Annotated in this window: 21 protein-coding genes and 1 riboswitch; of the genes, 6 read left to right on the plus strand and 15 right to left on the minus strand. The window is 49.9% G+C overall.

The window, feature by feature from the left end:
• Positions 1 to 126 precede the first annotated feature (126 nt).
• Positions 127 to 2,373 carry a lectin like domain-containing protein gene (locus PLF13_06010; GenBank protein ID HOP06830.1) on the plus strand — a complete coding sequence of 749 codons (2,247 nt, stop codon included), beginning with the start codon at positions 127 to 129 and terminating at the stop codon, positions 2,371 to 2,373.
• Here PLF13_06010 and PLF13_06015 read toward each other — a convergent pair.
• On the minus strand, positions 2,370 to 2,948 hold the full coding sequence (locus PLF13_06015; GenBank protein HOP06831.1) for a hypothetical protein: 579 nt from the start codon (positions 2,946 to 2,948) through the stop codon (positions 2,370 to 2,372). The genes PLF13_06010 and PLF13_06015 overlap by 4 nt on opposite strands.
• 219 nt (positions 2,949 to 3,167) lie before the next feature.
• Here PLF13_06015 and PLF13_06020 point away from each other — a divergent pair, with 219 nt between their 5' ends.
• From PLF13_06020 to PLF13_06040, 5 genes are all read left to right on the plus strand, one after another.
• Positions 3,168 to 3,680 carry an FKBP-type peptidyl-prolyl cis-trans isomerase gene (locus PLF13_06020; protein ID HOP06832.1) on the plus strand — a complete coding sequence of 171 codons (513 nt, stop codon included), beginning with the start codon at positions 3,168 to 3,170 and terminating at the stop codon, positions 3,678 to 3,680.
• Positions 3,681 to 3,715: 35 nt separating this feature from the next.
• Positions 3,716 to 5,845 (plus strand): Tex family protein, encoded by a 2,130-nt coding sequence (locus PLF13_06025; protein ID HOP06833.1) that lies wholly within the window; start codon positions 3,716 to 3,718, stop codon positions 5,843 to 5,845.
• Positions 5,846 to 5,937: 92 nt separating this feature from the next.
• Positions 5,938 to 6,390, plus strand: coding sequence for a hypothetical protein (locus PLF13_06030; GenBank protein HOP06834.1), 453 nt, complete (start codon positions 5,938 to 5,940; stop codon positions 6,388 to 6,390).
• 42 nt (positions 6,391 to 6,432) lie between these two features.
• Positions 6,433 to 6,681: a hypothetical protein gene (locus PLF13_06035; GenBank protein HOP06835.1), complete on the plus strand. Its 249-nt coding sequence runs from the start codon at positions 6,433 to 6,435 to the stop codon at positions 6,679 to 6,681.
• Positions 6,682 to 6,693: 12 nt separating this feature from the next.
• Entirely contained in the window at positions 6,694 to 7,764 is a 1,071-nt protein-coding gene (locus PLF13_06040) for a radical SAM protein (GenBank protein ID HOP06836.1), read from the plus strand.
• A 499-nt stretch (positions 7,765 to 8,263) separates the two neighbouring features.
• Here the strand turns inward: PLF13_06040 and PLF13_06045 are convergent, their stop codons facing one another.
• The 14 genes from PLF13_06045 to ribD form a co-directional block, all read right to left on the minus strand.
• Positions 8,264 to 8,542, minus strand: a complete 279-nt coding sequence (locus tag PLF13_06045) for a LuxR C-terminal-related transcriptional regulator (protein ID HOP06837.1) — start codon at positions 8,540 to 8,542, stop codon at positions 8,264 to 8,266.
• Positions 8,543 to 8,597: 55 nt separating this feature from the next.
• The gene (locus tag PLF13_06050) at positions 8,598 to 9,104 is read right to left on the minus strand and encodes a hypothetical protein (GenBank protein HOP06838.1); all 507 of its coding nucleotides are present in this window, start codon (positions 9,102 to 9,104) and stop codon (positions 8,598 to 8,600) included.
• Between the two features lie 87 nt (positions 9,105 to 9,191).
• Positions 9,192 to 9,914 (minus strand): glycosyltransferase family 2 protein, encoded by a 723-nt coding sequence (locus PLF13_06055; protein ID HOP06839.1) that lies wholly within the window; start codon positions 9,912 to 9,914, stop codon positions 9,192 to 9,194.
• A gap of 1 nt (position 9,915) precedes the next feature.
• Positions 9,916 to 10,494 carry an acyltransferase gene (locus PLF13_06060; protein HOP06840.1) on the minus strand — a complete coding sequence of 193 codons (579 nt, stop codon included), beginning with the start codon at positions 10,492 to 10,494 and terminating at the stop codon, positions 9,916 to 9,918.
• A gap of 2 nt (positions 10,495 to 10,496) precedes the next feature.
• Positions 10,497 to 11,507 (minus strand): Gfo/Idh/MocA family oxidoreductase, encoded by a 1,011-nt coding sequence (locus tag PLF13_06065; GenBank protein HOP06841.1) that lies wholly within the window; start codon positions 11,505 to 11,507, stop codon positions 10,497 to 10,499.
• A gap of 15 nt (positions 11,508 to 11,522) precedes the next feature.
• Positions 11,523 to 13,736, minus strand: coding sequence for a glycosyltransferase family 39 protein (locus PLF13_06070; GenBank protein HOP06842.1), 2,214 nt, complete (start codon positions 13,734 to 13,736; stop codon positions 11,523 to 11,525).
• A gap of 60 nt (positions 13,737 to 13,796) precedes the next feature.
• Complete coding sequence (locus PLF13_06075) at positions 13,797 to 14,804, minus strand: lysylphosphatidylglycerol synthase transmembrane domain-containing protein (GenBank protein HOP06843.1); 1,008 nt, start codon at positions 14,802 to 14,804, stop codon at positions 13,797 to 13,799.
• Entirely contained in the window at positions 14,801 to 15,916 is a 1,116-nt protein-coding gene (locus PLF13_06080) for a glycosyltransferase family 4 protein (GenBank protein HOP06844.1), read from the minus strand. Before PLF13_06080 ends, PLF13_06075 begins: the two co-directional genes overlap by 4 nt.
• Positions 15,916 to 19,023: a DUF2723 domain-containing protein gene (locus tag PLF13_06085; GenBank protein HOP06845.1), complete on the minus strand. Its 3,108-nt coding sequence runs from the start codon at positions 19,021 to 19,023 to the stop codon at positions 15,916 to 15,918. The genes PLF13_06080 and PLF13_06085 overlap by 1 nt, the downstream gene beginning before the upstream one ends.
• A 117-nt stretch (positions 19,024 to 19,140) precedes the next feature.
• Complete coding sequence (nusB, locus tag PLF13_06090; protein HOP06846.1) at positions 19,141 to 19,569, minus strand: transcription antitermination factor NusB; 429 nt, start codon at positions 19,567 to 19,569, stop codon at positions 19,141 to 19,143.
• Between the two features lie 6 nt (positions 19,570 to 19,575).
• A complete protein-coding gene (ribE, locus tag PLF13_06095) occupies positions 19,576 to 20,046 on the minus strand; it encodes a 6,7-dimethyl-8-ribityllumazine synthase (GenBank protein ID HOP06847.1) in 471 nt (156 codons plus the stop codon).
• 13 nt (positions 20,047 to 20,059) lie between these two features.
• On the minus strand, positions 20,060 to 21,277 hold the full coding sequence (locus PLF13_06100; GenBank protein HOP06848.1) for a bifunctional 3,4-dihydroxy-2-butanone-4-phosphate synthase/GTP cyclohydrolase II: 1,218 nt from the start codon (positions 21,275 to 21,277) through the stop codon (positions 20,060 to 20,062).
• A gap of 1 nt (position 21,278) precedes the next feature.
• On the minus strand, positions 21,279 to 21,914 hold the full coding sequence (locus PLF13_06105) for a riboflavin synthase (protein HOP06849.1): 636 nt from the start codon (positions 21,912 to 21,914) through the stop codon (positions 21,279 to 21,281).
• On the minus strand, positions 21,914 to 23,020 hold the full coding sequence (ribD, locus tag PLF13_06110; GenBank protein HOP06850.1) for a bifunctional diaminohydroxyphosphoribosylaminopyrimidine deaminase/5-amino-6-(5-phosphoribosylamino)uracil reductase RibD: 1,107 nt from the start codon (positions 23,018 to 23,020) through the stop codon (positions 21,914 to 21,916). The genes PLF13_06105 and ribD overlap by 1 nt, the downstream gene beginning before the upstream one ends.
• A gap of 73 nt (positions 23,021 to 23,093) precedes the next feature.
• Positions 23,094 to 23,221, minus strand: a riboswitch (FMN riboswitch).
• Positions 23,222 to 23,249 lie beyond the last annotated feature (28 nt).

Consider the following 23,249-nt stretch of genomic DNA (forward strand, 5'->3'; position numbering starts at 1 on the left):
CTGTGGTACAGGAGATATAAAGCCAATCAACATGGCTACAGGCATCATCGGCAGACTCAGAGACCGGGCATTGTCAAAGAATGGAGAAAACAGGACGATTAATAAGTAACACTAAGAGCTAACACTATGACGAGAACTAACATCATTACCATCCTGATGACTTTGATCTTCGCTAGTCTGGCGGCCTCGGCAGCGGCTGATTTGCCGTCGAGCTACGATCTGCGCAACGTCGGCGGCGTCAATTATGTCACTTCCGTAAAATCCCAAACCGGCGGAACCTGCTGGACTCACGGTACCATGGCGGCAATCGAGGGGAACCTCATGATTACCGGTCTTTGGCAAGTTGCCGGTGATACGGGCGAACCCAATTTGGCTGAATACCATCTTGACTGGTGGAATGGTTTTAACCAGAACAACAATGACGACATCACTCCTCCTACCGGAGCCGGTTTGGAAGTTCACCAGGGTGGTGATTATCTGGTGGCTGCCGCTTATCTGACACGAGGCGAAGGCGCGGTTCGCGATATCGACGGTCAGAGTTACACCGAGCCCCCCCTACGCTCGGACAACAGCTTCCATTATTACTATCCCCGTGATATCGTTTGGATGGACGCAGGTGAGAATTTAAGTAATATCGATGTCATAAAACAGGCAGTAATAGATTACGGTGTTGTCGGGACCTGCCTGATGTACGGCGGGTATATGGATGGTTTGATTCAATATCAGCCATCCTGGACAACCGATGATCCCAACCACGCGGTAGCTATTGTCGGCTGGAACGATAACCTTAATACTCCGGCATCTAATCCCGGAGCCTGGCTGTGTAAAAACTCCTGGGGTTCCTCCTGGGGGTACAGTGGCTATTTCTGGATTTCTTATTACGACAAACACTGCGGACACAATGAGTTCATGGGAGCGGTATCGTTTCAAAACGTTGAACCGATGGCTTACGACCGGATCTACTACTACGATTATCATGGCTGGAGATCGACTAAAACCGACATCCAGCGTGCCTTGAACCATTTCTATATTACCGAGGGAGGCTATGTTCGAGCCGTTTCGTTCTACCAGGCGACGGATACGGTGAGCTACACGGTCAACCTGTACGATTCGTTGGATGTAGAACCCAGCGCTTTGCGTTACACCCAGTCCGGTGATTCTTATGGACGCGGTTTCCACACAATTGATCTGACTACCCCACAGACAGTTGCCAACGGTGAATTGTATATAGAGGTCGATCTTTCGGACGGTGGACAACCCTACGACCAGACCTCCGATATTCCGGTGTTGCTCGGCGCCGACTATCGAACTATCGTAACTTCAACCGCCCACCCGGATGAAAGTTACTACTATCAGGGCGGCCAATGGCACGACCTTTGGGAAGATGACCCCTCGGCTAACTTCTGTATCAAAGGCTTGACCGAGACGATGATCTCGTTTGAGGCGGATACTATCTGGGGTTGGGTTCCTTTGGATGTAAATTTCACTTCCGAAACCGACCTGTCGGTGGATTCGATCAACTGGTCGTTCGGCGACGGCGGCCAGATTGCCACCAGTCTTGATGAAGTTTCCCATACCTTCAATCAACGCGGCCTTTTCGATGTTGGTGCTACGGTACACTCCGGTGACTCGAGCTTTAGCGCTGTTCAGCGTTATTGCATTGCTGCTCTGGCCGACACTCTCTGGGCCGACAGCATAACCGTTCAAGAAGCAGAAAAAGTTGTCGTAACCGTATACGGGACTAATACTCTGCCTCTGTATCAGTTGAAAATCCCTGTCAGTTACAGCGGCGATATTACCCTCACACTCGATTCCGCTTCGAAAGTCGGATGTCGGACAGAATGGTTCGAAGAATTATACTGGATGCAAAACGACCCTACTAACCGGCTTGCGACCTTCCGTATGACGAACGCCCTTGACGGCAATGCCCATCAATTGGAGCCCGGCACCGGTCCTCTGCTCAAGTTCTACTTCTCAGTATCCGGTGAGTTGAACAATGATGCGGTCACCCCTATTGACCTGGCAGGTTTCTCGTCCTACCTGCCCCGTTTTTCGACCGATCGTGCCATATACAAACCTGGAGCGATTCCTGGCGCCGTGGTTTATGAAGACTGCTGTCAAGGTTTCCGTGGTAATATCAATGCCGATCCCAACGATGTCATTGACATTTCGGACCTTGTCTATCTCGTGACATATATGTTCGCTGAAGGCCCTGAGCCGACCTGCTGGACCGAAGCCAATATCAGCGGAGATATAACCGGCGACATGTTCCATCAGATAGACGTATCCGACCTTGTTCAATTGGTAGATTATATGTTTAACTCGGGAGCTCAGCCCGCGGATTGTCCGAGTTATAAGAGCAGTACGGACTAGTCGGCGCGTTCGGGGATGTCCATTTTCATGGGGGGACGAACTGATAGAGGTTCGCCGTCTACATCATCAGGTTCGAGATCACCTATCAGTTCTTCTCCCAACATGGCTCTGGCGCAACAGTCGAGAGCCAGTACCAATTCCCCTTCATGGAAGGTCTGTACCCAGATAGCCTGGCGAGCTTTGAGGACATCGGCAAAACTCCCCATGTAGGTTTCCTCAACCAGTTGCTGCAATTGGCGTTCTTTCTCCCTCCAGCCCATGTGGCAGCATATGATATACGTCCCTCGAGCTGAAGGAGTAAGACATTCTAAAACCGAGATAAGATATTTATTCAGGCGGGTTCTGAGTCGTAAGGAGAGCCTTATGCGCAATCCCGATTCCAGGTCGATCTCCTCCTGAGTTGGCGGAAAAACCGAAAGGCAATCCTCCCATTGATTACAGGAATGATTGTACGGGAATTTCAACTGAGCCAGCCAATCGAGCATCTCCCCTTTTACTCCCTCGATGTTGATCAACGGCGAACGCCGCTGCAACTCGGCTACAATCGCTCGTTTAAGGTTCTCAGATACCACCATGGCCTTGCGTCGATACCTTCCTCTTATGAAACTGTCCCTATTCAGTTATCGGCCGTTTGTGTAGTATTTTCAACATATTCCGCCCCAATGATCAGTCACTACTTGACTTTAACGGTATTGAGAGACAGCTTAAGAAAAGTTGACTGGTCGATATTCATGGTTGTAAGTGACCAATCTCACCAAGGGAATTAGTCTGTATCTTCACAAATGGAGACAAAAATGAGAATTTTACGCGCTCTTGGAATCATCTCAATAATTATCACCATCCCTTTATTAACCGGTTGTTCCCAACCAAAAACCGCCCACCGAGGTGATCTGGTAACAATTCAGGCGGTAGGCCGAACCATGGATGGAGTTACATTCGTTACCACTACTCCGGCTACTCCCTGGAAGTTCAAGATTGGCTCTGATGAAGTGCTTCCGGGAATCGATCGGGCCGTTGATGGAATGGCAGAAGGTGAATCCAAGACAGTTGATCTCGAAATGCAGGATGCCTACGGACCAAGAAATGAGCAGGCTGTGGCGACTATTTCCCGCGAGCATTTACCATCAGACATACAGCTCATAGTTGGAAAAACTCTGACTTTCAATCCCCCTGATGGCCAACAGCAACAATTTGTCGTTGTCGCTTTCACCGATGACTCCGTCACTCTCGATGGTAATCATCCGCTTGCCGGCCAGACGGTTCAATTCGACCTGAAATTAATCAAAATCGAACCAGCCGGGGAGTAACGCTGTAAATAATCCCTGCGAAAGCGAAATCACGCATGTCCGACTACACTCGTACCATAGCCTCCGAATTGGGCATCAAGACTGCTCAGGCAGATGCGACAATAACCCTTCTTGATAACGATTCCACGGTACCGTTCATTGCCCGTTATCGCAAGGAAGCAACCGGCAATCTGGATGAAGTCGCCATCACAGCTATCAGGGATCGCCTGGTTCAATTACGCGAACTCGATAAACGCCGGGAAGCGATCATCAAGTCACTTGAAGAACGTGACTTGCTCACCGATGAATTAAAGGCTGAAGTCGACCGGGCTGCTACCATGGCTGAGCTTGAGGATGTCTACCTCCCCTTCCGGCCAAAACGACGTACGCGCGCCACAATAGCCCGGGAACGTGGTCTGGAGCCGCTGGCGGAATTGCTTTTCGAGCAGGAACCGTTTGATATCACGGTTGAAGCATCAAAATACATCAATCCCGGGAATGAAATTTCTTCAGTAGAAGAAGCTCTCGCCGGAGCCCGCGATATCATCGCTGAATGGATCAACGAGGACACCGACACTCGCGCTCGCATGCGTGATTTGTTTGAGCGCAAAGCCACAATCAGATCGACCGTGATTAAGGGCTTGGAAGAAGACGGCGCTAAGTTCTCTGATTATTTCGACTGGGAGGAGCCGGTTCGATCGGCGCCGTCGCATCGTGTTCTGGCTATGCGTCGAGGTGAAGCAGAATCGGTTCTGAGTCTCAAGATCGGCCCCGAATCGGAAGAAGCATTGGCCATTCTGGAAAGGATGTTTATCGACGGCAGCAGTGATGCCTCCAATCAAGTTCACGAGGCGTGCGCCGACAGCTACAAGCGTTTGCTCGGTCCGGCTATGGAAACCGAGATTCGGGCCGAGATGAAAAAGAACGCCGATAAAGAAGCCATTCGAGTTTTTGCCGAAAATCTCCGTGAATTGCTTATGTCTCCCCCGCTCGGACGACGCAACATTCTGGCCGTAGATCCGGGCTTCCGGACCGGTTGCAAAGTGGTCTGTCTGGACAAACAGGGTAAACTCCTGCACAACATTACTATCTATCCCCATGGTTCGGAAGCAGCTCGAAATGAAGCCGCTCGCGATATCAAAGCGCTTGTGCAGCGGTTCAAGACCAACGTCATCGCTGTCGGAAACGGCACCGCCGGTCGCGAAACAATTGCTTTCCTGAAAGAGATAGATCTTGGTGAGCATGTCCAGGTCGAAACAGTCAACGAATCAGGAGCTTCAATCTATTCGGCTTCGGAAGTTGCCCGTGAGGAATTTCCGAATCATGACGTAACGGTGCGTGGAGCCGTTTCGATCGGCCGTCGCTTGATGGATCCTTTGGCGGAACTGGTAAAAATCGACCCTAAATCTATCGGTGTCGGACAGTACCAGCATGATGTCGATCAATCCTCGCTGCGGCAAGGGCTCGATGACACCGTCATGAGTTGTGTCAACGCCGTCGGTGTCGAGGCAAACACCGCTTCCAAACAACTCCTCACCTATGTATCAGGGCTAGGTCCGACGCTGGCCGAGAGAATTGTCGCCTATCGCGACGAGAACGGTCCGTTCAAATCACGAGTCGGCCTGAAAAAAGTACCCCGCCTCGGTCCCAAGGCTTTCGAGCAGGCGGCCGGATTTCTACGTATTCATGACGCCCGCAATCCTCTCGACCGTTCCGCCGTCCACCCCGAAAGCTATCCGGTCGTCGAGAAAATGGCTGGTGATTTAGGCTGCACCGTATTGCAACTCATGGAGAACGAAGAACTTCGTAAGAAAATTCGTCTCGAAGATTATATCACCGATAAGGTCGGTATTCCCACGCTTCTCGATATCATGGAGGAACTGTCCAAACCGGGCAGAGATCCCCGCGATAAATATGAACCATTTTCATTCGATGACTCGGTCAACAGCATTGAGGATCTAAAAGTCGGGATGTCTCTTCCCGGCATCGTCACCAACGTGACTGCCTTCGGAGCGTTTGTCGATGTCGGAGTTCATCAGGATGGTCTCGTACACATTAGCGAATTAGCCGACCGGTTCGTCAAAGATCCCGCCGAAGTCGTGAAGGTTCATCAGCGAGTACAGGTGACGGTGCTGGACGTGGATATCGAACGACACCGGATTGCCCTGTCAATGCGAACTAAATAACGGATAGTTAATTCTTGTTGCATAATCAGAATCAGGCTTTACTTTAACAATACCGGACGATATTTGACCTGAACTATGAGGGAGATTGAATCATGCCTCGCATATTCTATAAGGCGTTAGCTCTTGTGCTGGGATCACTCGGTCTTGCTTGTGGCGGCGATTCGGGACCGGGACCGGTAGAATATGCCCCAATGCCGGAATATGGTATCCCTTTCGCTCGTTATATTCTCTCCGGACAAGTTGTGAAAGCCACGGATGTTTCACCCCTTAGCGGCATGCAGGTTGGATTCCTCGACGCTCGAGACACTACTGATACATCCGGCCGATTCAGTATAGACATCACCGATATGCCCTGCGACATGGGAGATGATCGCGACTGTGCTCTGAGCATACATGATATCGACAGTACAGCCGGCGGCGGTTTGTTTGCCGACACCTTAGTTGAGTTGAGCCTGACTCAAACCGATCCGGGAGACGGGCAATACGACCTCGGGACTTACGAACAAACCAATCTGGAGATCCGTCTCGATGAGGAAAGCGAGTAGGATAAACCCGGAGCTTCCGTATATCCGAATAAAGGAGCAGCAGTGAAACATCTGTTCTACAAGGGCGTCGTACTGGCGCTGACGGCACTCGGTATCAGTTGCGGCACCAGGGGAACCGGCCCGATCCTTGACGATGACGATCAATCCGACACGCTGTGGGATACAATCGTAATCCAGCCATTGTACGGTGTGGTAACTCCCAAGTTAATCCTTATCAATTCGGATGAACCGGTCATATCCGAAATTATTGTCTCCGATACCGTCGAAAACGTTGTCGGTACGGATAATTAATTCGATAAATCTATGAGTCTTCCCTCTTTCGTACAACGACAACTGTTTCCGTTGTACCGCCATTCACTGACTAAACTTCATGACCTTCGTTACATGTTCTTCGAGCTGACTCACCGTTGTAACCTGGCCTGCCGCCATTGTGGTTCGGATTGCGTTCGCGACACCCGCACCCCCGATCTTCCCGCTGAGGACATTCTCCGTGTTCTGAAGGAGATCAAGGACTCCGGCAAGGATCCGAGCAAGATCACGGTTGCCCTGTCCGGCGGCGAGCCGCTCTGTTATCCCAACCTTTGGGAATTAGGGCGTCAGATTGCTCGAATGGGCTTCCCCTGGGGCATGGTGACCAATGGCTTCGCCTGGCATGATGACAGTCTGGCCAAAGCGCTCCACGCCGGTATGGGCTCAATTACCTTAAGCCTGGACGGCCTCAAGGATGATCATGACTGGCTTCGCGGCAAGGAAGGATCATTCGAACGGGTTATGGCCGCTATTGATTCTTTACGCGATTACACGGGAAACTGGGATGTGATTACCTGCGTCAATGAGCGAAACATAGGCGACCTGGAAGAAATAAGAGCACTCCTCATCGATCACGGCGTAAAAATGTGGCGCTTCTTCATGATCTCTCCGATTGGACGAGCAGCCAAATTCCCTGAGCTAACCCTCAGCGGCCCGCAATTGAGACGCCTGTTCGAAAAGGTCATTGACTTCAGGAACCGCGGCGAGATTGATGTTTGCTATTCAGAATCCGGTTACCTGGGTTCTGAATTCGAACAGAAGGTGCGTTCGCAACGCTATCTTTGTCTGGCCGGGATTATGATTGCCGGTGTAATGGTCAACGGCGACATCCTCGCCTGCCCCAACATCGACCGCCGCTTTGCTCAGGGTAACATCTATCGGGATTCGTTTATAGATGTCTGGGAAAACCGTTACCGGCAGTTCCGGGATCGTCGCTGGATGCGACAGGGCGATTGTGCCGACTGCGAGCACTGGACGCTCTGCCTCGGAAACAGTTTTCACCTCTGGGATCTGGACCAGTCTCGAACTCGTTATTGTCATTGCCAACGTCTAAAAGAACGTTGACACGACCAATCATTGAATTTTATCGAAGTGCAATAATATAAAAACGGGACCTACCCTGGCAGTAAATCCCGTTTAAGGCTTCGTTCGAAACTTCCCTGACCGGCACGAAGCCGGGAATTTAATTGGGAAGCCTCCGAGCATTTTCAGCAAAACGCGAGGTTATTAACATATAATGTCCTCGTAAAATCTTTCCAACCACGCTGCTGAACTTAGTCGGCGACAAAACCTGCAGTCCATAAGAATGCCAGCAGTCCTTCTCGCCAAGCTCGGCGAACTTTTGTTCCTCTTTCCTCTTTGGCATATACGCATCTCCTATTGCTTTTCCCCCCTCAGCGGTTACGAAGTCGTTAACCCTTAACAGTTAGCAGTGAGGAAGCAGAGATGCTTCAAATCCTAATACCACCTCCTTTGGCCCAAGGTACTTCGTGCTCAGGCTTGATCGTTTACTTCGGAGCCCGCGAACGGACTCGCTCTTTATTAATAGCAGTTTGACATACACCTACGACGTCAAAACCTTCTGCAACTTCTTGATAGCTCTATGCTTATAAATGTTCACCACCTGTTGGGTGATCCCCAGAATCGAGGCAATTTCCCGCTCCTTTTTACCGCTCAGATAATACTGGATCACTTCCTTTTGGCGAGCAGAAAGTGAATTACGGATGTGCCAGGATAGCTTGGAGCGGAACCGATCCATTTTGCGACTTAATGATGATTCCAGTTCTTCGCCGTGGTAGGCAGACTGCTCATTGGCAAACGATTCCAGAAAGAGTTTGTCCACAAGCACCTCCGTAAACTCGAACTCTCTCCTCGGCGTTGCCATACGAAACCTTATATCAATAACTTAAGCCGGCCTCTGAACGTATTGCTTTAAGCTCTTCGAGACTTATTTCGAACTCTTCAGCAGTCTTTAACCTGATCTCATAAAGCGCTACCCTCATCTCATACTGAGTCAAATCTCTCGGCAGAGCGCGATAGAGCTTACGGTAATGATCGAGAATCTGTTGACGGTGCAGCACTTCCTCGGGAGATGGCCCTTTCGATTCAATCTCCGTGTTGGAATGGGTGGTCTCACTCTGTTCCAACAGGCGTATTAAAGAGTCAATCTGGTGCTGCGTCTCCATCTGGTTCCGCTGCAAGTCCTTTTGGTGCTTTATATCTTGTTGATTAATAAGGTACTTGAGAGAATCAACAGCGTGTTCATAGGCCCACAACTCGACCACATCAGTCTGGTTATGATTACTGGTGGAACTGCCTACCATCGCATTGCCGCGTCGGGCCTTGATGTAGCTGATTCCGATGATAATCGCAAATAACAGTAAAGCTAACAGTAGTTTTTTCATATCACACCACGGTTCTTCGCAAATACTTGGCAATCCCTGATAGTGTCAAGTTTGAACTTCCCCGCTATCCTATAAGTGATAGAAACGTTATTTCTTGAGGTGAAGAATGAGAAAAATCCAGGGGCGGATCATTGACCACCAACCAACAAACGGTGTGATCTTGGAGTAGTTTTTCCCCTCAGCAGGATAAACCATCGAAACCGGGACTTCAACCAGTCGATAACCGAGTTTGATCACCTTGTAATGTATGTAGTATTCCATTTCGTATTTGCCGAGCCAGTCCTGGTTGATGTCTACTTCCGGATGGTTCAGTATCGCAAGACGATAAGCCCTGAAACCACAGGTGATATCCGTTCCCTTAATCCCCGTGAAGAGGTTAACGATCAAGGTGAACAATTTTATCATGAATCGTCTGAAAAGAGGCAAATTGGGCGCTTGTCCGCCCTTCAGATAGCGTGATCCCTGTACGTAATCGGCTTGATTGGAGATAAGCGGTTCAAGCAAACGTGGTATTTCTTCCGGCAACATCTTGCCGTTGGCCGCCATTACCACTAATAACTCATGGCCGTGTTCGCGAGCATATTTTACGGCTGAGCTGATCCCGGCTCCCACGCCTAGATTCTCAGTATGATGAATTACCGCAAACGGGCTTTTATCGAGAAACGCTGCGGTGCCGTCACTGGAGCCATCGTCGACAAACAACACTTCATAATTACGATCATCCGGGAAACGCATTACCAGTTGGCGTAATTTATCCCCCTCATTGAACGCCAACACCGCAACCAGTATCTTGGGAGAGGGCTCTGACATGCTACCACTCGGGGAGGGTAAGAACTCCGTTGTCGAAATGATATTTAAGCCCACAACTGCAAACTAATTCATCGCTTCCATCGATGGGCTTTAAGTGTTTTCCACAGCGACAGACATACCCCACTTGTCGGGCGGGATTGCCCAGCCATAAGGTATGATCCGGGACATCCCGGGTGACTACGGCTCCGGCACCGACAAAGGCATAGCAGCCAATCGTATGACCGGCAATAATGGTGGCATTGGCTCCGATGGTGCAACCCATCTTTAACTTCGTGCGTACCGGCTCATCGTGATATACTCTGCTGCGCGGGTAAACGTCATTGGTAAATACTGCATGCGGACCGATAAAGACGTCGTTCTCAACAGATAGGCCATCCCAAAGTGACACCCCGTTCTTAACCGTTACCCTATCGCCGATTCGCACTCTCCCCTCGATAAAACAATGATCACAGATGTTGCAATCAGCGCCGATCCTGGCTCCCTTAAGGATATTGCTGAAAGCCCAGATACGTGTGCGCGGACCGATTTCACATCCTTCCGCCACCAGCGCTTTCTCATGAATGAAAACTTCATCGTTCATAGTCAATCCAGTTCAACTACGCGTCCACCGTTACGAATGGACCGGTTGGCTGCTTCTAGAATTTTTACCACCCTCAAACCGGCGAATCCGTCGGTTTTGGCGGGACGAGACTCGTTGACGGCATCGTAAAACTCGCGAGCGATTTTGGACAGCGCTTCGGTCAGATCGATTTGCGGCGCGAGCATGTCACCGGTGCGATACTGAATCAGGATATCGTAAAGCTGGTCTTTGGATTGGACAACATCGATCCCTTTATCGTAGATTTTTACTTTCTCGGACGGTTCGGTATCGTCGTAGATGATCATCTTCCGAGACCCGGAAATAAGCGTTCGGCGCACTTTCACCGGCGCCAGCCAGTTGACATGGATATGTCCGAGAAGGTTGTTTTCGTAATAGGTCGAGATATAGGCGATATTTTCAACTCCGGAATCGAAATGAGCCACTCCGGTTGCGGCGATAGCGCGGGGTTGTTGCATTATCAAATGATCCATAATCGACACATCATGCGGAGCGAGGTCCCAGATAACGTTCACATCGTGTTGAAACAAACCTAAATTCACACGAACCGAATCGAAATAAAACATCTCCCCCAGCTTGCCGTCGTCAATGTACTTTTTGATCGTCTCAACTGCGCCGGTATATACGAAAGTGTGATCGACCATAATCCGAAGGTTCTTTTGTTCGGCTAATTCGATCATCCGCTCCGCTTGCTCGACCGTTGCCGTGAATGGCTTTTCAACAAACAGATGCTTACCGTTGGAGAGTGCCTCCATTCCAAGCGGGAAATGTTGTGACACCGGAGTCGCAACGACAATAGCATCGACATCAGGCGACATTAGAAGATCATTGGCATCCCGGGTCAGAAGAGAAGTCCCGGGATAACGCTTGCGGACCGCTTCTAGCCGTTCCGGACGTTGGTCACAAACGGCAGTTACGGTGGTATCGTCAAGCCCGTTAAAATTCCTGACCAGATTCGGCCCCCAATAACCATATCCGATGACGCCTATATTCATTTTTTCTTCCGTTTGCTAATAGACCGTAAACTCATTGTCCTGCTCCACTCGAATCAGGAAGATATTGTATCGCCCCGTCTGTCTTCCAGAAGATGTCCCAAGATCCTGATCCTTTGACAGATTCGGTTGATTATCAGTAATATAATATGAAATCGTCGAGTCCGAGAGAAAATCCACCGGAATTCTGATCCGAGCATCTTTTCGATGTACCCACCGTTCGATTGAGGCATCCGCTGCCTCGGGTGATGGTATGTACACCGAGTCGCTTCCACAATTCCTGCTCCCGTGAAGACTTAAAGACTGCCCGGGTAAACTGCTCGTTGGAATCTGAACAGATATATCCAGGTAACCATCTTTGGTAAAACCGTCTTGTACTATCTCGACAGGAAGAGCCATTAAGCGATACTGCCGGAACCAGGTCAGGCTTTTCCTTACAAAGCGAGCATAAGCCTGATATACATCCGTTTTGGTAAAGAAGAAATCGGTCGGATCGTCATATCCCGCGGGAAACGTCCAGTCATTATTGTTAATACCAAGACGGTATCCACTATCCAGACGATCAGGAATATCCAGATCCAGCGCCAGGAAGAACCGCTCCCCTGCCGCTGGTTGTAGAAAATTACTGCAGAATATCCGCGTCCCGGCCTTTTGTCCGGGATTAGAAAGGTCGGCGCTGAATTCACCCCAGGCATTTCGTGATAATTCTTGTGACCATACTGTTGCCCCGGACACCAGAGCAAATACCCCTGCCAGGATATATCTTTTAACTTCCCCACTCTCTCTTAAAAACAGAAATGCGGCAAAACCGAGCAGAGCGATTTTAATGATGAACAATCCCCAAACTGCCGGCTCTGTCATGGGTATATGAATCAAATCCAGCAATCCGGGCTGGACACCCCATGCTGTTAGCAAAGCTCCTATTCCAATCCAGATCAGGCGGCGTTCTTTCTGACTACCACTAAATGAACGATCCCACAGCACGACGATCATCCCGGCAGCACATATCATTACAAAAGGCAGGACATTGAACGAATAACGGTTAATTGAGTGGTAGATGAGATGTATCCCGGTGTAATACGATACAATCACTAAAGGCCATATTGCCTTCGTCAGATCACGAGACAACAAATGGAGCAGACCAAGAAGTCCAAACACGATTATTACTAAATGTATTAGTTCCTGTCCTCCCGGCGGCAGGATAAGATGGCGTTCGAAATCGTTGTAAGGCCTGCTGTAAAGACGCTCGAACTTCTTGGCAAACAATCCTACGTAATCAGGAAGCTTCTTAAACAAATCATCATACGGCTTGCGCTGCCAGAACTCCGGTTCGACCTGATCGAGATCGTAGCCCTCGTATTTCAGCGAAGAAGATTGACGGATATTAGCGCCGGAATAATCCGGATCTCGCAAAGCCGGCCTACCGTATTTAACGGAGGATACCGCAAACCAACTCAGCATGATCACGGCCAACGGGATAATCAAACCTAATGAACGGAAGGCAAACTTACGGCACGACCAGATATTCCGACTGTAGAAATACAATCCCACCAGAACAGGTAAACTCAAAAGCATCGCCGTCGGTTTGTTGAGCACCAGAAGACCAAGCAACAATCCCGCCCAGACCAATGGTCTCCCCCGGTCGTTTTCGACGGCTCGAATAGCTAATAAAACTGCCCCCAGAAGAAGTAAATTGGTGGATGATCCTAAAAGCAGGGATGTTGATGTTAACACAAATGGGAAATAAACGGCGTATAACAGCCCGGCGACCAACGATGCCCGACGTCCCACCAACCGGGTAGATATCAGCACAAGAAGCCATAGCGCCAGTACATCACCGGCAATCCCGAACAGACGCGCCACCGTGAAGTCACTTACCGGTGAAACGGCGAACAATATCGCCAGGACAGCCGGATAGAGCGGTCCACTGAAGAAGATATCATCCCGCGCTCCCTGCAGACGAGTCGGTTGATAATAAAGCCATTCAATCTGCTCCCCCTGGATATATTTATGGTAGTAGAAATCAAAAGCCTCACGATCCGACTCTGTGTCCTCCATTACAACCGGACCGGAGTTATCGATATACGACAGGAGAGCAATTGCCGCCCCCACGTAACGACGGGCATCCCACATCACCGGGAGATTAACATTGAACAGAAGTACGCCAAGACGCAGGGCCAGGGCAACGATCAAAATGATCAGAACGAATTTGCCGTGATAACGTTCAAGCATCGAGTGCGGCTTACCCTGTAATGGTTTTCAGCGGCCGACGACATGTGACATGCTTCAGCCTTAACTCTCCTCGGCCGCCTCTTCAAGGTCTTTGAGTGATAAGTGCTCTTTCTTGAGATAGTAAAATCCCACTACCGTCACAATTATGAACTGCGTCGCATGCAGTACGATTGCGCACGAAAGCGCTGACTCCTGATCTATTCCATAAGCCATGAGTGACCACACCGCTCCGGCATGGTAAACGCCCACGAAACCAGGTGTCGACGGGACTAAGATCGATACCGACACCACCACCAGCACCACGAACGAAGTCTCCAGCGGCAGATCGAAACCAAAGGCCCAAAACACGAACACGTTCGAAAGTCCTAGTAATATCCAGATCAACATCGTCTGAATGGCCACATTTATCACCGCTTTGGCGTCGGTCAGAAACGCCAGACCCTGACTGAACTTCGCAATGATGTTTTCGAACATTGATCGGAACCGCTCCGGCACAAAGAACAGGTATCGAGACAGAAGTTTGCCGGTCTGGTTCGGTTTAAGAGCCAGGAGCAGAATGAAAACGAGTCCCAGCAGGGCTATCGCAATCGCAATCATCAGCCCCTGCTTCATTTTCGTTTCCAATTCGAGGTCGGAGAAACCGATGATACTGCCAAAAATCAACAACAGCGCCAGAAGATCGAAAACCATACGTTCGGTAAAAATGGTAGCCAATGACGCCGACTTGCTGATCTTCGGATATTGACTGGAAAGCGAATATGCCCGGACAAATTCTCCCAGTCTGAGCGGTAGAACGTTATTGGCCATGAAACCGATCCAGGTAGCCGAGAGCAGCTTTGAAAAGGGCACATCCCCCATAGGTCGGGTCATCGGACGCCAGCGGTAAGCCCGCTGATACATGGTGGCAAAGATGGCGACAGCGTTGGGAATCAGCCACCAATAGTTGGCTGTTTTTAGCGCTGCCACGAGTTCTTTGAAATCAATGTTGCGGAAAAGAATCCAGATCAGGACGGCTGAAATCAGTACTCCCAGAACCACATATTGTGTTCTTTTCGACAGCAGTTTCACTCCTGACCTTCCGTAAGTCTTAGCAATTCCTGTTCAAAGTGCTTCGCGGACTTGTCCCAACTGAAGTTATCGGCCCAGACGCGACCGTTCTTCTCAAGTTGTTTTCTTTGTTCTTCATTTGTCAACACACGCATCAAGCGATTAGTCAACTCGTCAATGTTGCCGTATTCAAACAAAAAACCGGTCTCGCCGTCACGTACCGAATCTCTCAAACCGGGTGTATTGGCTGCAATAACAGTAGTCCCGACAGCGTTCGCCTCTATATTGGTCAATCCCCAGCCTTCCTTAAGAGACGGCAACACGGCCACATGAGAACGCCGGAGCCGTTCCAGTTTGTTCTCGGCTGAGACGAATCCCGGGAATTCAACACAATCCGTCAACCCAAGAGAACTCGCCTGTCGCTTTAGATTATCGGTATAACCTCCTGCTCCGACAATCATTAGCTGCGCATCATTTAGTTTTTCTCGGACGCGAGCAAATGCCTCAATAAGGTGCTGAACTGATTTATATTTCTTAATTCGTCCCAGGTAAAGCACCGTCGGTCGGTCGTATTTAGGTACTGCCGGATCATAAACGAAGAAGTTTTCATCGATACCGTTGTTGACAATAGTCACCTTATCAGCGGGAACACCGCGCTCGATCAATTCATCCCGGGTTGACTTTGACGGACATTGGAAGTCACAGCCTTTATACATCCGCACCAAAGGTTGCTCGGCGAGGTAGACATAGCTGCCCAGAAGAAAATTAGTTTCGTAGAACACGGTCGTTGCAAACAGGTGCGGGATCAAAACCAGAGTTTTTATATCTAAATACAGCGGGGTGTAAAACGGTATCTTGTTGATGTCCTCAACCATGATGTCAAACTTCTCGTTAGCCACCAGAGGACGCAAGCCAAACGGGGCAACCAGATTGAAATTGTATCGAAAACCCCGCCTTATAATCCTTATTCCCTCAACAACTTCTTCTTTGGCACAGCCCCTGAAACCGCTGCAGAATAATGTTACCTCATGTCCGTATTGAACCATTCGCCGCAGCATTTCTTCAAGCTGCACCTCCGCCCCGCCGGCATAAGGATTCTTAAGATCGTTCCAGTTTAATGCCAGGATTTTCATTAGTTGCCGGATTCCGAGGCCTCAGCCTGTTGAAGTTGCTGCAGAAGACCGCGAACCTGATGGTCGTTAGGATTAAACTGGAGCCAGCGCTGCAGGAGAGTTTTAAGCTCCGGAACCTCTTGTCTACGGAAGTAGACACGCGCCATGGCATCGAATGCTTCGTGATCGGAAGGATTTTTCCTCAAGATATCTTCATACAACGACATTGCCCTGGTGGTATCACCGACAGCCAGCCAGGCATAAGCCTGAACCAGAGCCAGTTCGGACGGACTCCCCGAAGGAGCGTTGGCGACCAGGGAGTCGAGCGAGTTTACCATCCTATTATCGGCATACAACTTGGCAAGAAACTCAACCGCATCACCGGCATGCGGCATGCGTTCAACAGCTGTTTCAGCCAGTTTCATCGCCCGATTGACATCACCGGCAACACGAAGTGAATCGGCCACGGTGAGAAAACCGTTTGCCCAATTGGCTGTCAAACGTGCGGTCGCCTCATTCTTGTAAATGCCCGGATCGGATATCCCGTCAGCTCGGAATTTATCGGAGCCTCCCATGAAGAAATCCCAGCAGTATTCGACATCAGTGGACATATTATGAAGACTTGTATCGATAGCCCAGGTCATTCCTCGTAAAGTCACGAGACTGTCTATCTGATGCCCTAGATAGCGTCGGGCTTCACTGCCGCCGGTAACCGAATAACAAATCGGACGCTTGCCAAGATATTTATAAATGATCCGATCCATCATCTGATCGCTGATCCGGAATGCCTGTCCGTAAGGCGCTCCGTACAGGCGAAGCAGGCTGTCCGCTACGGCAGGGCCTTCCCCGAGATAGGCGTATACCGCACCGTCTACCACTGTTCCACGACGGGCAAGGGAAAGACTATCGGGAAGACGGAAGGGATGAAGCCCTTCGATATGGTTGTCTGTCCAACCCAGATCAACGCCCATGTGTTCGGGAATCTGTTTCACATACCAGGGTGAGTTGGCCAACATCAGGTTGATAACAGAGACATCCGTCCTCACCCCGTATACCAATTGGAGACACCAAAGCGAGAAGGTGTCATTGTCGCCGTGAGTGAACAGCACCGAATTAGGTTCACAGGATTGAAGGATGTTCCAACCGTATTCGTAAGCAATGTGGTTCCGCGAGCGATCACAATAATGATAATTGCCCCCAAGGGCAAGGGCCGGCATCAGCAGCAACACGAGAGCACCGTAAGTGATAATCTTCTGAGGTGTTCCCCCCAGTCTGCTTCCGTATTCGCGGATATACTGGATCACTAGCGTAACTCCCAGACCTATAGCCAGGCCGAAGTAGATAAAGCCGGGGGTGAAGAAATAATCCCGATCACGGACTTCCAGATGACCACCGGCCCCACGCGGATCCTGTCGTGTACCGTCAGCGAAGTTCATATATAAAATCAGGCCGACAGTACCGATTAAAATCAGAATAAGCAGCGGTAATCCTCGCGCCGGCGTTCGCCTGACTATCTCCCAAATTCCAAATAAGCCGAACAGGAACAACAAAACAAACCGTGGTCCGATGATGCCATACTGCTCCTGGAAAAAGCGCCAGAATCCCATGCGAGGGTAAGTCCCGAATTGATGCGTCCATTCCGCTCGCCGTTGGAACATACGCTCGACCATCGACTCACTGCCGTACTGCTTCCGCTCGATAAAATCTTCGGTTCTCTTGAGACTGTACGAAGGATTGTTTTCGTTAATTGGCGGATGCAGAGCTGAACGAATCGGGATAAACAAATGTACGGAATAGCCCATGACGGCCATCAACAGAATCAGCATAGCCGACTTCCAGGATCGTTGCTTCATTGCCATACCGACAATCGGTACAACAACAAGGGCAATCGCTATCCCGAAAAGAAACAGCCGGACTTCGATTATCACCAACGACACCGCTGCCACCGCTATCAGTACCGGCCAGTTCAGATGGCGCCAGATAAGAGCCGCTAAGCCTATCGCCAACAACGACGAGATAACCAGAAACGAATGATATCCCTTCGGAAAATGGAGCAAGCTGATTAAAACTATTGCCGCCACAACGAACATCCCGGCCGTCAGTTGCTGCGCGTCGATCTCACGTTTTTTCGGTCCCTTTACGTACTGGAAGATGTAATACAACCCCATCAGACAGGTAGCCACGAAGGCCACCAATCCGATAACCGACAGAATAGATTGTACCGAAGCCGATAACTCACCACCTCCTGAACGCCGGGAAAGCGCGTCGGCCATAAGACCGAACACGGGCAACATAGACAAGACCAGGCCTGCTGCGATGTACAGAAAAAACCGGGGTATCTGGTCGTGTGAGAAGACATAAAAAAGGTAAACGAACAGTACCAATCCAATCGGCAAATAGAACGGTATTTCACCGGGGGCCGACGACAGTGCAAAGATCAGATACAATTCCAGAACGAAATATATCGCGACCAGAAACCAGGTAAGACGTCCTGCTGAGCGATTCAGGATGAACAGCAATGCCAACACCGGGAACGCCAGGAATGTGGTCATGTGAACGCCTATCCCCAGGAATGAGATGAACACAATCGCCAACATAAGACGTAATGCCGAAGGCGTCCCCTGCCGATCCAGATACAGCAATCCCATATAGACACAGGCTGCAATCATCATCATTGAAAGACCGTAGACTTCAGCCTCGACCGAGTTGGTCCAGTTAGTAAGCCCGAAAGCTACATAGAATGCGGAACAAACACTGCCGCCATGAATCAGGAGACGGGTGAAACTCGAATTGTCCTTGTCAAACCAGTGCTTTAAAAGGCGTGATGCAATAAGGTAAGTGAACATCGCCGTAAACGCCGAGCTGACGACAGACAACATGTTAATACGTACCGAGATATCGGGATCAATCGGCAACACGCTGAAGATGCGGGCGATGATAATCCATAGCGGTGATCCCGGTGGATGCGGTAATCCCAGAACATGAGCGGCGGCAATGAACTCGCCGCAGTCCCAGAATGAGAAACTGGCCGCCTTAGTCAGGTAGTATATGGTCAGTGTAAACAGCCAGACTAATGCAGCCAGTATGAAATCGGGTGATTTAAAATTGAAAAAAGTCTTTTTATTCATTTGCTCGAACCGGTTCAAAATCCTGCACCGCACCTATAAGAGGTTTATATGCAACCTGTTAGGATTTAGCAATATATCAGTTTTTGTCGGGCTGTCCAGTTTTTTGAACAGAACGTCTCAGTTGCGTGGAGTCTCCTTTTGTTTCGCAAATGAATCGAGGATTCCATTGACAAAAGCCGATGACTGAGGCAGAGAAAACGTTTTCGCTAATTCTATCGCTTCATTAATCACTACTTTAACGGGGACATCGGGTAAAAACTCCAACTCCACCATTGCCATCTGGAGAATGAAACGATCGATTGTGGCAATTCTCTCCAGGACCCAGTTGTCGGCCAGACGCCGAATATGTTCATCGGCCCAGTCTTTATGTTCTAGAACGAGCTTGAACAAACCACGGGCATATTTTAAGGATTCTTCAGACGGTGGCTCATCGTCATCGACAAGCACACTGTGAAAAACTTCGTCAGGGGTATCTCCCCCCATTTGACAGGCATACAAAGCCTTCAGAACCAGCTCTCGGGCCAGACTGCGCGGTGTCTTTTTCATCGTAAATTAAGCAAGAGCACGGTTCAGATTGATCATTTCAATAGCGGTCTCCGCCGCATCCCATCCCTTATTTCCGGCTTTTGTACCCGAGCGCTCAATAGCCTGCTCCAGGGTATCAGCCGTTACCATACCGTAGATTACCGGAACTCCGGTATCAAGCCCGATCTTGGCAATTCCCTTGGCGGACTCATTGGCGATATAGTCAAAATGCGGAGTATCACCACGCACTACTGCTCCGAGACAAATTACTGCCTCATACTTCCCGGATTTAGCCATTTTGGAGGCAACAAACGGTATTTCGAAAGCTCCCGGCACCCAGGCCACGGTCATAGCATCACGACTGGCGCCATGACGTTCGAGGCAGTCTATTGCGCCCTCAAGCAACTTATCCGTGAAGAAGTTATTAAACCGACTTACGATTATGCCGATTTTGAAATCATCAGCTTTTAGATGTCCTTCAATCCGCTTGTAACTCATAGCGAATCTCCCTCTATTTCAATTGAAGTAAATGTCCGAGTTTATCCCGCTTAGTTTGCAGATAGGCCTGATTGTATTTCGAGGGTGGTATCTGCAAGGGGATTCTTTCCGTTATCTCCAGACCATATCCTTTGAGACCGATCACCTTGCGGGGATTATTCGTCAACAGCCGAATTGAGGTCAAACCTAGATCACACAGGATCTGCGCTCCTATGCCGTAATCGCGAAGGTCCGCTTCAAAACCAAGTTCTTCGTTCGCTTCAACCGTATCACGCCCGGCTTCCTGTAACTTATAGGCTAAAATCTTATTGGCCAGACCGATACCACGACCTTCCTGACGCATATATAATACTACCCCGGTTCCCTCTTGATCCACCGCTCGCATAGCAGCATGAAGCTGGTTGCCACAATCACACCGGTACGACCCGAACACATCGCCGGTCAGGCAACTGGAGTGTACCCGCACCAGGACATCCTTTTTACCGGCGACTTCTCCCTTAACCAAAGCCAGATGGTGGTGGTGATCAATATCAGCTTTATAGAGATGTAACTGGAAATCACCGTAGGCAGTTGGAAGATGAACCTCTTCTATCTTGTGTACGAGTTGCTCATGAGTACGACGATAAGCGATCAGATCACGAATAGTGATCATGCGCAAGTTATGCTGTTTGCAGAAATTCTTCAGGGACGGGATACGCGCCATGGAGCCATCCTCATCCATAATCTCGCATAATACGCCAACGGGAGGGAATCCGGCCATACGGGCTAAATCGGTTGCGGCCTCAGTATGTCCGGCGCGGGTCAGCACACCGCCTTTGAGTGATTCCAACGGGAAAACGTGCCCGGGACGAGCCAAGTCATCCGGAATAGTATCTTCTTCGACCAGCGCCTTGATGGTTATAGCACGGTCTGCTGCGGAGATGCCGGTCGTGGTGCCTTTGAGGGCATCGACCGAAACCAAGAAACGTGTTCCCAGACGGGCCGTGTTATTATCGGTCATCGGATGAAGCCGTAATTGCTTGATCCTGTTCTGGGTCATTGGCACGCAGATCAGACCGCGACCATGTTTAGCCAGAAAATTAACCGCATCGGGTGTAATCGATGACGCTGCCATGATGAGGTCCCCTTCGTTTTCACGATCCTCATCATCAACCACAACCACAAAACGCCCGGCCTTGACATCATCGATCGCGTTCTCGATCGAATCAAACTGCCAGTTATTGTCAGACATATTACCAACCACTTTCTTTTAACTTCTCTATTGTGAGACCTTTATCGTCAGCGCCCTTAACGAAACGGGCGACATATTTCCCAATCATATCGAATTCAAGGTTAACACGATGTCCCTTGTTGAGTGAACCGACTGTTGTCTCTCTTACGGTGTGTGGAATCAAGTTTACCGCCAGCCACCCGGGTTTGCAGGTATTCACCGTCAAGGACAACCCGTTAATGGCAATTGATCCCTTCGGGACTACAAATGAGTCATAGTTGTTGTCGTAAGTCACGGCCAGTTCCAGCGACTCCCCCACTTTCCTCGTGAAATCAACCTGTCCGACAGTATCCACATGGCCGGTTACGAAATGTCCTCCAAGGCGATCACCGACTCGCAACGCTCGTTCGAGATTGATCTTGCTTCCGACCTTGTAATCTTTCAGAATCGAGCAGGCTGCCGTCTCCTGAGAGGCTTCGACTTCAAACCAATTCTCATTGAACGCCACCACGGTCAAGCAGACACCATCACAGGCAATAGATTCTCCCGGTGATAACGGCTCACCGTCAAATTGAACCGGCATTCTCAAGATCGTGTAATTTCCGCGCTGCCTAAGCTGCAGGATTTTACCGGTGGTTTCTATCAGTCCGGTAAACATCAGTTTTTCCCCCACTTCGGATAACCGATAAAGATACAGTCAGCGCCGACTCGCTCGTAAGTACAGTTCTCAAAAAGCACAGCCTCTGACAACTTGCTGATGTCAAGACTCCCGATAGAAGCCCTTCCCTCACCGATCATCTTTGGCGCCGATACTAACACATACTTATCAACCAGTCGACTATGGAAAAACGATGTCACCAGAGTGGGGCCACCTTCAACCATGACCGATCGAATACCGAAGCGATATGCCTTATCCATAAAATCATCAAGGCTCAGCCGACCGCTCGCATCACGTTTGATTGTCCAGAAAATAGCCCCTTGGGTACGTCGTTGATGCGAGAGTTTTTCAACCGTTTCTTCAGTTGACGCAAATACGGTCAGACAATCCTCATTATCATCAATCAACTTACATCTGCGCGGGAATTCGGGATTGGCCGCCAATACGATCCGATAAGGATTTTTCCCTTTGATATGTCGAACGGTAAGAGCGGGATTATCGGCTTTGAGAGTACCCCCGCCCACCACCACGGCATCTACTTCAGTTCGGAGTTTATGAGCCAGGCGACGCGATTCGGGGCATGAAATCCATTGTGAATCACCCGTTACCGTTGCGATACGTCCATCCAAAGACTGGGCGGTTTTAACAATTACGAAAACTCGCTGATGCTCTTTAACGTGGAAGTATATCTCATTCTGTCTGCGTGCTTCATCCCGCATCAAACCGGAAGACACCTTAAGACCGGCTCGACGCAATTGACGTGCGCCGCCCCCCGATACTCTTGGGTCCGGGTCCTTTGCCGCGAAAACAACTCGAGAGATACCGGCATCGATAATGGCCTGCGTACAGGGACCGGTCCGCCCCCTGTGACAGCATGGTTCGAGTGTCACGTATATCGTGGCTCCGCGACACTTATCCCCGGCGGCTTTAATTGCATTCACTTCCGCGTGGGGCATCCCGGCGGCATGGTGATAACCTTCACCAACCACTTCACCGTTCCTGACAATAACAGCACCCACCATTGGATTCGGTGAGGTCTTGCCTCTGGCGCGCTCGGCCAATCCAAGAGCGCGAATCATGTATTCACGGTCGGCTTTCACAGCCATGAAAAAACCCCAAAGTTATCTTCGGGGTGCATAAAATCAAAGCCACACACAGGCCTTGGCAAACGTACTGCCGCCTTAGCTTCTCTCATCCGGACTTTAACCGTCGGCTCCTGAATTTCGCAGGATCTGCCATGGATTCTTTCCACAGCTCGCGGGCTTTAACCGCCGGTCGAGGAATTCCACCTCGCCCCGAAGTTAGTGGTCACTAATATATCTGGAATACTGGTTT

It is taken from the genome of Candidatus Zixiibacteriota bacterium, from assembly GCA_035380245.1.
In the GTDB taxonomy this organism is placed as follows: Bacteria; Zixibacteria; MSB-5A5; order GN15; family FEB-12; genus DAOSXA01.